The following is a 10815-nucleotide window of genomic DNA, read 5'->3' as shown; positions in this document are numbered from 1 at the left end:
GCCGTTTTATTCGGTCTTTCCGGATCATCTGATTTCAGATCCAGCAGTTTCACATTCAGACCGGCGTTCACACAGTGTGCGGCAATCTGACTGCCCATCACACCGGAGCCGAGAACAAGAACGTTTTGGATGTTTTTAGTCTTGAGATTTGAGTCTTGAGTCATCAGTTTAGTCTTGAGTCGTGAGGGTTTTAAATTTGAATTACAATTAGAAAGTAGCATGAGCTAATAACTAAGCCCCGAATCTTCCTCAAGACTCAGGACTCAATACTCACAACTACTCATCCTTGTACATCGAATCAATTTCCTCTTTATAGTTTTCGTGAATTACGGGGCGTTTCACTTTCATGGTGGGCGTGAGTTCACCGCTATCAATGCTGAGGGCTTCTTCAAGCAGTACAAATTTTTTCACCGTTTCCCATGGAGACAAATCCTTGTTCGTTTTGTCTACCTCTTTCTGAATCAATCCCCTAACCTTATCATCTTTTGAATATGGCTTTTCCGGTGTGTAACCGGATCTTTTCAGCCGTTTTACTACGTTATCATACGCCGGAACAATCAATGCTGAACAGAATTTCCTTTGATAACCTATTACCACAATCTGGTCTATAAATCCACTGTTTTGTAGTTTATTCTCAACATTTTGAGGAGCAACATACTTACCCGTCGACAGCTTAAACATCGACTTTTTCCTGTCTGTAATGTATAGATACCCGTCATCATCAACTTTTCCAACATCACCGGTTTTAAACCAGCCATCATCATCAAAAACCTCCTGGGTTTGATCAGTTAGTTTATAGTATCCCTTCATTACATTCGGCCCCTTTACTAAAATCTCTTTGTCATTAGCGATTTTCACTTCCACGTCTTCCAGCGGTTTACCTGAAGTACCGACTCTCATATTTCCGGGTTTTTGCACACTAATCACCGGTGAAGTTTCCGTTAAGCCATAACCCTGCACGCAAATAACTCCTATTGCATTCATAAATCGGAAAACTTCCGGAGAGAGTGCAGCTCCACCACTTACAACACCGGACAAATTGCCTCCAAACATTTCCCTGATTTTACTGTAAATTAGTTTATCAGCAATCTTATGTTTGATAGCATCTAATCCTTTCGGAGGATTTTCCGGATCGTACTCTTCCGTTCTATAAATCGCCCAGTAGTAGAGATTCTTTTTCAAGCCACTAAACTCCTGACCTCTCACCTTTACGCCGGTTTGTACTTTCTCAAGCAGTCGTGGCACAGTTGCAAAGAAGAATGGCTTCACATGCAAAAAATCATCTTTGATCTCATCAATCGTTTCAATGAAGAAAATTTCACAACCCATAGAGATGTACATGTATTCGATCATCCGTTCAAACACATGAGAAAGCGGCAGGTATGAAAGAACTCGTTCTCCCTTAAAGCGCTTAACATCAAAAGGCAAGCGATCTAATGAGTACTGTACATTGGAAGCAATATTGTTGTGTGTAAGCATTACGCCCTTGGGAACACCTGTGGTTCCTGAAGTGTAAATTATGGTAGCCGTATCATCAGGGTTAACTGAATTTTTTAGTTCATCAAGCAGATTCGGATTCTCCTTGCCATAGGATTTACCCGACTTAATCACAGCATCAAACTGCTTTAACTTCTTGTGCTTAGAGGGAATGAATGAAATAATAGCTTTAACAGATTGGATGGCTTTGATCAAAGATTTTGTCTCTGAGAACATCTCATCATCTGAAACAATGTGAACTTTCGCCTCAGAATTTTCTAAAATGTACTTGATCTGATCGCCAGGCTGAGTAGAATAGATCGGAACATTGGCAGCACCTATACTCAAAATTGCCAGATCACAAATTAACCACTCTGTACAATTTTCTGCGTGAATTGAGACTTTATCCCCGGGCCGAACTCCCAACTCATACAATCCCATCGCAAAATGATGCGCTTTTTGGACAAAGTCTGTTTTTGATGTTTCAGTCCATTTCCCGTCCCGTTTTGTGACTGAAAAACGCTCATCTGAATAATTTTCCAATCCCTTGTAGAGTAGGTCGGCTAATGTTGTTGGGGAGTATTTCATAAGTCAAAACCGTGTTTTATTGACAAATAAAGGAGGTTAACACTGTTACCCTATTAATTTACACTTTCGAACGACTTTTAAAAATCCGATCCATAATTTATTTAGAAAATTCAGATCATTAACCGTATTTAAATAGGACAAAATATTCTCTGACCCCAAATGAAATAAAATTTTCTGCAATAGCTATGACAAACAGATCAGATATCGAAATTGAAGAAGACATCCGGGATAAAGCTCATATTATGCTTAATGGTGAATCCAAAAATATGGGCGACGCAATTGGTTTACAGTTTATTAAGCTTCATAGAACCGAGATGATTGCAGAGATGCCGGTCAATGAAAATACCGTTCAGCCATTTGGTATTCTGCATGGAGGAGCATCTGTTGCACTGGCTGAAACTCTGGCATCCGTGGGAGCATGGCTGAACCTTACTGATGACTCAAAAACAGCCGTTGGACTTGAGATTAATGCCAATCACATCAAGGCTGTTCGAAAAGGCCAAAAAGTGATCGGGATAGCCAAACCGATTCACAGGGGAGCACAGACACAGGTTTGGGAAACCAGAATTGAAACTGAATCCGGTAAGCTTGTATGTATATCGAGATGTACACTTGCAATTATTCAATCCAGAAAATAGAGCTGACAGATATCAGCTATTTATTTCGTGATTTAAAATATGCATCAGCCTGCGTTTGGCAATGGGGAAAATGGTGGTTTCAAATGGAAAATCAAGTTCGGTATTAAAAGCATAGGTTGCGGGGTTGGGTAACTCACTCTCTTCCCGAATCAGATCCAATTTAATGGAGCCGGGTGAAAGCTTTATGCGATCCTGATTCAAATATTTTAAAAACTGAGTTTTAATTGCCCTGTATTGATCGTCTGTGCTTTGAAAGATGGAGACTTCAAACCGAAAGAGATTGAGTGACTTTTTTTGGTTATCAGGCACAAAAAGATATCCTTCATCCTTATAGCTTGGGAGAATTCCCACCTGCTCAACGGTTAACTCACTCTCTACAAATTCATATATAGCCACTCCCTCTTCTATCACATTTTCTATACGAGGCAGTGCCCACTCAATCAGATCCTCCACAGATGAAATATCCGTACCACTGGTAAAAATCACTTCATGCTCGATCGTCCGATTTACCCAGTCAATCTTGCTAATTTTCTTCGGAAATTTAGTTCGCAGATCGTATATCCGTGCAATAATTTCCTTTAAAACTCGCCGAAGCTCAATCAGACGGCTCAAATGGGGATATATTTTATAGAACTGAAATTGTTCTGAATATTTTTTGAGTTCGCCCAAGATAATGTACTGTCTCTTTTCAAGGTCATCTTGTATACTGGTGAACAGATCTATAGTAAGGTCGTAATCCTTTTCCATACATAACCTCCTGAGATGATTTTTTGGAGTGGCTTTCAAACACTATTCAATTGAACGAGATTTGTCAAGAGTATAACGTTAGAATAAAAAAATTTATATGCTTCATGACAACGTTTTTTTATGATTCCCTTCCTTAACTTTGAACTGAATTTACTATATTGACGTTATGAAAATTGTAGCAAACAATCTGTTTTATCACTAAAAAAGCGCTTTTATGGATAGTCCCGAAAAACTTGAGGAATTTCAGCAACGAATTGATAACGGCGAAAAAATCGAACCAAAAGATTGGATGCCTGAACGTTACCGGAAGCAATTGGTTCGAATCATGAGTCAGCACGCCCACTCCGAAATTGTCGGCATGCTGCCTGAAGGAAACTGGATCACCCGGGCTCCCTCTCTTAAACGTAAGATGGTATTGCTGGCTAAAGTTCAGGACGAAGCCGGTCACGGTCTCTATCTTTACAGCGGTACAGAAACGTTGGGAATTAAGCGACAGGACCTAGTTGAGGATTATCTTTACGGAAACGCCAAATACTCCAGTATTTTCAACTATCCTACTTTAACCTACGCTGATATTTGTGTAATTGGCTGGTTGGTAGACGGTGCGGCGATTGTCAATCAAACGATGCTGGCAAAATCGTCTTATGGACCCTACTCCCGCGCTAATGTGAGAATTTGTAAAGAGGAAAGTTTCCATAAAAAGCAGGGTTATGAAATGCTGGCTAAAATGGCTGACGGGACACCAGAACAGAAAAAAATGGCTCAGGATGCCGTAAATCGCTGGTGGTGGGCAACACTCATGATGTTCGGCCCGCACGATACGGATTCCCCAAACAGTGCCGAACTCATCAAATGGGGTGTAAAAACAAAAACAAATGATGAACTTCGCCAACACTTTGTAGACCGCATGGTAATGGAAGCTGAAGCGATCAATATTGAACTGCCCGATCCGGATCTCACATACAATGAAGAGACCGGCCACTGGGAGTTTGGCGACATTCCATGGGATGAATTCTGGAGTGTTGTAAAAGGTGATGGCCCTATGAACCGGGAGCGTATGAAGGCCCGACGAAAAGCCTATGAAGAAGGCGAATGGGTTCGGGAGGCTGCCAAAGAGTATGCCCGGAAGAAACGACTACAGGACGAAAAAGCATCGTAATTACAAAATTCAGGAGCTAGAATTTTCACATGTTGGTAATGTAAATCTTGAACTCCTGTCTCTTTCAGCTGAAAAATTTATAAAAGACTATTCAAAACATGACAGAAAACTCTTCAGAGAACACAGAATGGCCATTGTGGGAAGTATTTTATCAGCCAAAAAATGGGAAACCGTTTGAACATGCGGGCAGTGTACACGCCCCCGATGCAGAAATGGCGCTTCAAAACGCTCGGGATACCTATGCCCGTCGAAATGAGGGAATCGCCTTTTGGGTTGTTCCGTCTGATCAAATTGTAGCTTCCACGCCCGAAGATGTAGGACCATTCTTTGATCCCGCAAATGATAAGCCCTACCGTCACCCACAATTTTACAGCGTACCCAGAGCGGTTAAAAAAAGAAAATAAAATTAGATTTGAGTCTTGAAATATGAGAGTTGAGACCTCATGACTCAGGACTCACGATTCAAGACTATCCATATGAGTACATTCGACACAATACCGAAAACACAACAGGAAGCTTTGGTTGAAACTCTGCTTCGGCTGGCTGATGACCGTTTAATTTTAGGTCACCGGATTTCTGAATGGGCCGGTCACGGACCTGAACTGGAAGAGGATCTCGCTCTGGCAAATATTGCCCTCGATATGATTGGCCACGCTTCGGCACTCTACACCTACACCGCTGAGTTGGAAGGCAAAGAAGATGAAGATCATTACGCCTATTTCCGTGACGATATCGACTTTAAAAATATTTCTTTGTGTGAACTCCCCCGGGGAGACTTTGCATTTACCATTGCCCGAATTTTCCTGTTTAGCGCTTTCAGTTACTTTCTCTATCAAAAACTGATTGAAACCGTTGAGGATGAACAGTTCAATGGAATGCTGCAAAAACACTTCAAGGAAATTAAGTACCATCTGCGCCACAGCCGTGAATGGGTTCTGAGGCTGGGCGACGGTACGGAAGAGAGTCATCAAAAAATTCAGGAAGCCTTTGATGAAATCTGGATGTACTCAGGTGAAATGTTTGACCTGGATGAAGCTGATCAGGTTGCCATTCAAAACAATCTTTTTGTCGATACGTCAGATTTTAGAGAAGAATGGGAGAAGCTGGTCGTTAATACATTAGAGGAAGCCACTTTGAATGTACCGGATATGGAACAGTATATGTTCTCAGGATCGCGACAGGGACGCCATAGCGAGCATCTTGGAAGACTATTAGCCGAAATGCAGTTTCTGCGAAGATCTTATCCGGATGCGGAGTGGAAGTAATTAGACATGAGATTTGAGTCTTGAGTCGTGAGATTCTCAAGACTCAGGACTCACGACTCAACACTATGAAAACAGATCAAACCATATCGAAACAGAATATCTGGTCGTACCTCGAGGAGGTGATCGATCCAGAAATTCCTGTTTTAAATGTTGTCGAAATGGGAATTGTTCGGGATGTTGAGTTTGAAGGAGATCAGGTCGTTGTGAAAATTACCCCCACTTACTCCGGCTGCCCTGCGATGAACGCCATAGAGATGACCATTCATGAAAAATTAACCGAAAAAGGGTTAGAGTCGTTTAAAGTAGTTACAGATTTCAAGGAGAGCTGGACCACCGATTGGATGACCGATCACGCAAAAAAGAAGCTGAAAGAGTACGGTATTGCTCCGCCTGAAAAAACCGGTGATGACTCCGACTTCCTCACATCATTAAAGGGTTCACAAAAAATAGTACCTTGCCCCTACTGTGATTCGATGGATACAAAACTGCAGAGTGAGTTTGGTTCTACCGCATGTAAATCCCAATACTATTGCAATGAGTGCCATCAGCCATTTGAACACTTTAAATGTATCTGATTTAAAAAAGATTCAACCTGTTACTTTTTAAAATTCACCGTTCTACATGTCTTTTATTTTATCATCCCTTGACCAAAATATTTTAACCCTCACCCTGAACCGTCCAAAGAAGTATAACAGCTTCACCGAACCGATGGCGCTGGAGCTTCAAGAAGCGTTACAAAAAGCTGAAGATGACACCATCCGATGTGTGATCTTAAAGGCGAACGGCAAGGCGTTCTGTGCCGGACAAGATCTGCTAGAAGTAGTTGAGAGAGCCAAAGATTCCAATTATGAACTGGCCGATACGGTTCGAACCACATATAACCCAATTATCCGGGCTATACGAAAGCTGGAAAAACCGGTAGTTTGTGCAGTTCAGGGAATGGCAGCCGGAGCAGGCGCCAATATCGCGTTTGCGTGTGATATCGTCGTTGCTTCAAAAAGTGCACAGTTTGTACAGGCGTTCAGTAAAATTGGGCTGATCCCCGACAGCGGCGGGACATGGTTTTTACCTCGGCTGGTTGGTTTAGCCCGAACCAACGTCATGTATCTGCTGGATGAGAAAATATCACCGGAACAGGCCGTTGATTTAGGATTGATTTACAAGGCTGTTGATGATGATAAACTTGAGGATGAAATCAACACAGTCGCTCAAAAGCTTTCCAAAATGCCAACCAAGGGATTTGGTATCTACAAGCGTGCCATGAATGAGACTTTCAGCAACAACCTGGATCAGCAATTGGAACTGGAGGCCAATCTCCAAACCATAGCCGGAAATACAGATGACTATAAAGAGGGTGTCGAGGCTTTTTTAGAGAAGAGAAAGCCTGAGTATAAAGGAAAGTAAAATCCTGAACTATTCGATTTTTGCATCAATTTATTTCAGTGGATATTTCACATAATCTGAGAATATTGTTGTCTTCAAGCCCCTGACCAGGCGATCATCTGCAGTCCACATTTCAGACTGTTTTTCAACCGCTAAGGCAATATATATTGCATCATAAATCGTAACTGGTAGTGAGATTGAAATATCGAAAGCCAGGTCTAATAAAATGTGATGATATACCACTTCTACAGAAATGTCTCTGACTAATTCTCTCTTTTGATGTACCTCATCGTTGCTTAATTCTTTCTTTCTGAATTTCTTCCCAATTACAGCATCCATTTCCAGATAGAACAGATCCGGAACTGCAAAGAGATCCTGTTTGGCCAATACCTTCTCAGCTTGTTCAGATCCGGGCTCAAGAAAAATCCATTTTGCTGCAATTGAGGCGTCCAGCACAACGATTTTCATCGGTTTCGTAGTTCACGAATTTCATCCACGCTGTCAGAAAACTGCCTCCCCTCCGCGCGATATTCTTCCAAAACCTCCCTTACTCTGCTTCGGGTTTCTTTAATATCAGCCTTTCCATATGCTTCCAAAATCATCTTCAACTCTGCCTGAAGTGACCTTTTATTTTCTGCAGCTCTCTTCTTTAAGCTTTCGAGCGTTTTCTCATCAATATTTCTAATCAGTACGTCGGGCATGGTTTCTCCATTTAGTTTGATATCATAATGATATCATAAAATAGCTAAATCTACAACGCTTGGTTTTGATGGCTGATTGCTTATTTTTGAATCAAAATTCAGAGTATTGTAAACAGATAAAATCATTTCATGAGTTTAGACAAACATTCTACAGTAGCTGTAATTGGAGCCGGAACGATGGGAACCGGAATTGCGCAAATTGCATCGACCTTCGGTCACAGAGTTCAACTTTTTGATATCAGCGAAGATCAGACTAAAGATTCAGAAAAGGGATTGGTAAAAATTCTTCAGCGGCAGGTTGAAAAGGAACGAATGACACAAGATGAAGTGGATGGAATCCTAAACAGAATTACATTTACTAATCATCTCAATTCAGTTGAAGGCTCGCACTTCGTAATTGAGGCCATTGTCGAAAATCTTGATGTAAAGCAAAGCACGTTTCAGAAGATTGAAGCATTAGTGGATCAAAAAGCAATTATCGCTACCAACACCTCTTCCCTTTCCATCGCCTCTATTTCATCTGCATTGGAACATCCGGAGCGTTTTTTGGGCATTCACTTTTTCAATCCGGCACCATTGATGAAACTGGTTGAAATTATTCCCGGTATATCCACCTCATCAGGTACTGTAAAAAAAGCTCGTTCATTAATCGACGCGTGGGGCAAAACAACGGTTCAGGCCAAGGATACACCCGGCTTTATCGTAAACCGTGTAGCCCGTCCTTTTTATGGTGAAGCGTTGCGAATTTATGAAGAAGGAGTTGCCGACCACGCCACCATCGACTGGGCCATGAAAGAGCTTGGCGGATTTAAAATGGGACCTTTTGAGTTGATGGATCTGATCGGCCACGACGTCAATTACAAAGTAACTGAATCTGTTTTTAAAGAGTTTTACTACGATCCAAGATTCAAACCGTCGTTTGCTCAGAAACGGTTGGTGGAAGCAGGTCGGCTGGGCCGAAAATCGGGAATCGGCTTTTACGACTATCTTGAAGGTGCAGAAAAAGTAGAACCGAACAAAGACAAGGAGCTTGGGGAAAATATCCTGAATCGAATTCTGGCCATGCTGATCAACGAAGCAGCTGATGCTGTATTTATGAATGTGGCATCCGTTGAGGATGTGGATCTGGCTATGACCAACGGTGTGAATTATCCGAAAGGATTATTGAAATGGGCCGATGAGATCGGTATTGATACGGTATATCACTGGATGAACACACTTCAGGTGGAATATCGTGAGGACAGGTATCGACCCAATCCGCTTCTGAAACGAAAATACAAGACTGAAGAGACTTTCTATGGAGACATTTGATCAGAAGCGGGCGGAAAAAATTGTGGCCCATATGATGGAAAACGATGAGTTCAGCCGCTGGATGGGTGTTAAAGTTCAGAGCGTGGGTGAAGGATATTGCAAAATCACCTGCCCCATCAAAAATGAGATGTTAAACGGATTCTCCGTAACACACGGTGGCATTGTGTTCTCATTGGCCGACAGTGCGTTGGCTTTCTCTGCAGCCACCTACGGCAGGGTCGCTCTTGCGATTGAAAACTCTATCTCATTCACTCAAAAAACTGTTTCAGGTGACCAGATCACCGCAGAATCACGCTGCTTAAACCTAACTCATAAAACCGGACTGTTTGAAGTAAAAATACATGATCAGGATAAAAACCTAGTAGCGCTGATGAAGGCAACTGTCTACCGTACATCTGATGAATTCCCTGTTTAGATATTCTGATAACTTTTTCAGCGATATTTCGTAACGTATCTAAATGGATTTAATTTAATTATTTGATGGGATTAAAGAACGAAACGAGATCAAAATACGATACTAAAACCTTCTACAAGGAATACGTGAGTGGAATGAACTCACGTCAGCTTGGCAAGGAGTTTCAATCTGATTCAGAGCGTCTGAAATCACTCTATTTTGATGCTCTTAGAGAAACTAATCCGAATATACCGCCTCAAAAAATTCCGGTAACACAGAAATTTCTGAGTCTTCTTTCTGCACTCACAAAACGTCTCAACCCTGTTCGAAGACTTGTATTTGGAGTTTCCGTAGTAAGTTTTGGCCTTCACTTTTTACTGAACTTTCTTGGATTTTACATCTTCCCGATTCAGCCTCTGCTGCTACCGATTGCCTTTCTCGGAATTCTCTTCATTCTTCTGATTGAACTGCTCGAAAAATCGGATGTACAGAAAGAGCTGGATTTTGCGAGAGACATTCAACTCAGCCTTCTCCCCCCTTCAGCTATGAAATGGGATCAGCTTGAAGCGCACTCATTTGCCGCCACAGCCAGTGAAGTAGGTGGAGACTATGTGGACATCATTAAATCAGACAAGGGAACTTATGTGTTTATTGCAGACGTCTCTGGAAAAGGGTTAAGCGCTGCACTCTATATGGTCCGGATTCAGGCACTTGTTCACCTAATAATCAAGAAACAAAACCCCGGTCCCAAAGACCTTTTCTTAGAACTCAATGACTATGTCAAGTCCAATAAAATGGATAAGACTTTCGTAACAGCTTGTGCTGCTTTTTTCCCTAAAGGTGAAGATCATTTCATCTTTTCAAGAGCCGGACATAACACACCCATCATTTTTAACAAAAAACTGGATAGTACTTTCAAGTTGAAAACCGAAGGTTTTGCCTTGGGAATGACATCTACGAAACTTCTTAACAAGACATTGGAAGAGAAAAAATTCCAGTTTGAAGCGGGCGACAGTCTGCTTCTTTATACTGATGGACTCGTTGAAGCTCGTAATAATCTGGGAGAAGAGTATGGAGAAGAGCGGCTGGATGGACTCATGTCTATTTATGGATCGCTGCACGCCAAATCAATTACTCAAAAAATTCAATCGTC

Annotated in this window: 14 protein-coding genes; 9 read left to right on the top strand and 5 right to left on the bottom strand. The window is 41.7% G+C overall.

Going from position 1 to position 10815, the window contains the following annotated elements; all coding sequences use genetic code 11:
• Together ACESM0_RS10340 and ACESM0_RS10335 are read right to left on the bottom strand one after the other, a co-directional pair.
• Positions 1-164, bottom strand: a 164-nt coding sequence (locus ACESM0_RS10340) for a 3-hydroxyacyl-CoA dehydrogenase NAD-binding domain-containing protein (protein ID WP_372906140.1), incomplete at its 3' end; no start/stop codon positions are given.
• A 112-nt stretch (positions 165-276) separates the two neighbouring features.
• Positions 277-2064 carry an AMP-dependent synthetase/ligase gene (locus ACESM0_RS10335; RefSeq protein ID WP_372906139.1) on the bottom strand — a complete coding sequence of 596 codons (1788 nt, stop codon included), beginning with the start codon at positions 2062-2064 and terminating at the stop codon, positions 277-279.
• A 185-nt stretch (positions 2065-2249) separates the two neighbouring features.
• Between ACESM0_RS10335 and ACESM0_RS10330 the strand changes: the two genes are divergently transcribed.
• Entirely contained in the window at positions 2250-2702 is a 453-nt protein-coding gene (locus ACESM0_RS10330) for a hotdog fold thioesterase (protein ID WP_372906138.1), read from the top strand.
• Between the two features lie 12 nt (positions 2703-2714).
• Here the strand turns inward: ACESM0_RS10330 and ACESM0_RS10325 are convergent, their stop codons facing one another.
• Positions 2715-3449: a hypothetical protein gene (locus ACESM0_RS10325; RefSeq protein WP_372906137.1), complete on the bottom strand. Its 735-nt coding sequence runs from the start codon at positions 3447-3449 to the stop codon at positions 2715-2717.
• A 214-nt stretch (positions 3450-3663) separates the two neighbouring features.
• Here ACESM0_RS10325 and paaA point away from each other — a divergent pair, with 214 nt between their 5' ends.
• From paaA to ACESM0_RS10300, 5 genes are all read left to right on the top strand, one after another.
• The gene (paaA, locus tag ACESM0_RS10320) at positions 3664-4608 is read left to right on the top strand and encodes a 1,2-phenylacetyl-CoA epoxidase subunit PaaA (protein ID WP_372906136.1); all 945 of its coding nucleotides are present in this window, start codon (positions 3664-3666) and stop codon (positions 4606-4608) included.
• Positions 4609-4706: 98 nt separating this feature from the next.
• Positions 4707-5012, top strand: a complete 306-nt coding sequence (gene paaB, locus ACESM0_RS10315) for a 1,2-phenylacetyl-CoA epoxidase subunit PaaB (protein ID WP_372906135.1) — start codon at positions 4707-4709, stop codon at positions 5010-5012.
• A gap of 72 nt (positions 5013-5084) precedes the next feature.
• Positions 5085-5873 carry a 1,2-phenylacetyl-CoA epoxidase subunit PaaC gene (gene paaC, locus ACESM0_RS10310; RefSeq protein WP_372906134.1) on the top strand — a complete coding sequence of 263 codons (789 nt, stop codon included), beginning with the start codon at positions 5085-5087 and terminating at the stop codon, positions 5871-5873.
• Between the two features lie 65 nt (positions 5874-5938).
• The gene (paaD, locus tag ACESM0_RS10305; RefSeq protein ID WP_372906133.1) at positions 5939-6448 is read left to right on the top strand and encodes a 1,2-phenylacetyl-CoA epoxidase subunit PaaD; all 510 of its coding nucleotides are present in this window, start codon (positions 5939-5941) and stop codon (positions 6446-6448) included.
• A 46-nt stretch (positions 6449-6494) separates the two neighbouring features.
• A complete protein-coding gene (locus tag ACESM0_RS10300; RefSeq protein ID WP_372906132.1) occupies positions 6495-7277 on the top strand; it encodes an enoyl-CoA hydratase in 783 nt (260 codons plus the stop codon).
• A 30-nt stretch (positions 7278-7307) separates the two neighbouring features.
• Here ACESM0_RS10300 and ACESM0_RS10295 read toward each other — a convergent pair whose 3' ends face one another.
• The gene (locus ACESM0_RS10295) at positions 7308-7724 is read right to left on the bottom strand and encodes a type II toxin-antitoxin system VapC family toxin (protein ID WP_372906131.1); all 417 of its coding nucleotides are present in this window, start codon (positions 7722-7724) and stop codon (positions 7308-7310) included.
• On the bottom strand, positions 7721-7957 hold the full coding sequence (locus ACESM0_RS10290; protein WP_101072452.1) for a FitA-like ribbon-helix-helix domain-containing protein: 237 nt from the start codon (positions 7955-7957) through the stop codon (positions 7721-7723). Before ACESM0_RS10290 ends, ACESM0_RS10295 begins: the two co-directional genes overlap by 4 nt.
• Before the next feature lie 129 nt (positions 7958-8086).
• Here ACESM0_RS10290 and ACESM0_RS10285 point away from each other — a divergent pair, with 129 nt between their 5' ends.
• The 3 genes from ACESM0_RS10285 to ACESM0_RS10275 all read left to right on the top strand — a co-directional run.
• Complete coding sequence (locus ACESM0_RS10285; protein ID WP_372906130.1) at positions 8087-9268, top strand: 3-hydroxyacyl-CoA dehydrogenase NAD-binding domain-containing protein; 1182 nt, start codon at positions 8087-8089, stop codon at positions 9266-9268.
• Positions 9255-9683, top strand: coding sequence for a PaaI family thioesterase (locus ACESM0_RS10280; protein WP_372906129.1), 429 nt, complete (start codon positions 9255-9257; stop codon positions 9681-9683). The genes ACESM0_RS10285 and ACESM0_RS10280 overlap by 14 nt, the downstream gene beginning before the upstream one ends.
• A 65-nt stretch (positions 9684-9748) precedes the next feature.
• On the top strand, positions 9749-10815 hold a 1067-nt coding region (locus ACESM0_RS10275; protein ID WP_372906128.1), incomplete at its 3' end, for a PP2C family protein-serine/threonine phosphatase.

It is taken from the genome of Rhodohalobacter sp., from assembly GCF_041686455.1.
Taxonomy (GTDB): domain Bacteria; phylum Bacteroidota; class Rhodothermia; order Balneolales; family Balneolaceae; genus Rhodohalobacter.
This window is presented reverse-complemented; position numbering and strand designations above follow the sequence as displayed.